This window comes from Enterobacter sp. Lyrl_3 (assembly GCF_051948675.1).
In the GTDB taxonomy this organism is placed as follows: domain Bacteria; phylum Pseudomonadota; class Gammaproteobacteria; order Enterobacterales; family Enterobacteriaceae; genus Enterobacter; species Enterobacter cloacae.
This window is the reverse complement of the sequence record NZ_JAYJLI010000065.1, coordinates 1-603: the sequence shown is the minus strand read 5'-3', so window position 1 is coordinate 603 and position 603 is coordinate 1. Positions and strand designations below refer to the sequence as shown.

At 57.2% G+C, this 603-nt stretch carries 1 protein-coding gene; it reads left to right on the top strand.

The genetic code is table 11. From position 1 onward, the window contains the following. The coding region (locus VF709_RS24910; protein ID WP_440232479.1) for an inovirus Gp2 family protein at positions 1-443 on the top strand (443 nt) is incomplete at its 5' end. Positions 444-603: the final 160 nt, after the last annotated feature.

Genomic DNA, 603 nt, shown 5'->3' with positions numbered 1-603 from the left:
CCGACGCCGCTGTTATCTCCCGCTTTATCGATGCCCTGAAGGCCCGTATTAGTGCCTATTTCAGGCGTCAGCAACGCGAGGAGAAACGTATCTGGCCCACCACGCTACGTTTTATCTGGGCGCGGGAGTTCGGCGAAATCAAAGGGAAAAAACATTACCACGTGGTGTTGCTGCTGAACCGCGATACGTGGTGCGGACCGGGGGATTACAACAACCCGGACAAGCTTGCCGGGATGATTAAACAGGCCTGGTGCAGTGCCCTGCAGGTGGATGCTGAAGCTCACGCTGTGCTGGCCCGCTTTCCGAAAAGCCCGGTGTCCTGGCTGACGCGCGGCAATGCCGCAGAGCTTCAGAAGGCACTGGCGCAGGCCGCTTACCTTGCCAAACGCGAAACCAAAATGACCGGCGACGGTGAGCGTAACTTTGGTTGCAGCCGGGGCTGAACGTCCATTCCGCAGGCCTGGCGATACGGATCGGGTAATTTTTAACAGCAGCACCTTATCCTCTGAGGAAGTCCCGGTACACCACATAACGCCCTGACCGGACGCCTCCCGATAACCATGATGAGGATACCAGGGAGATAAACACCATGATGACACAGAC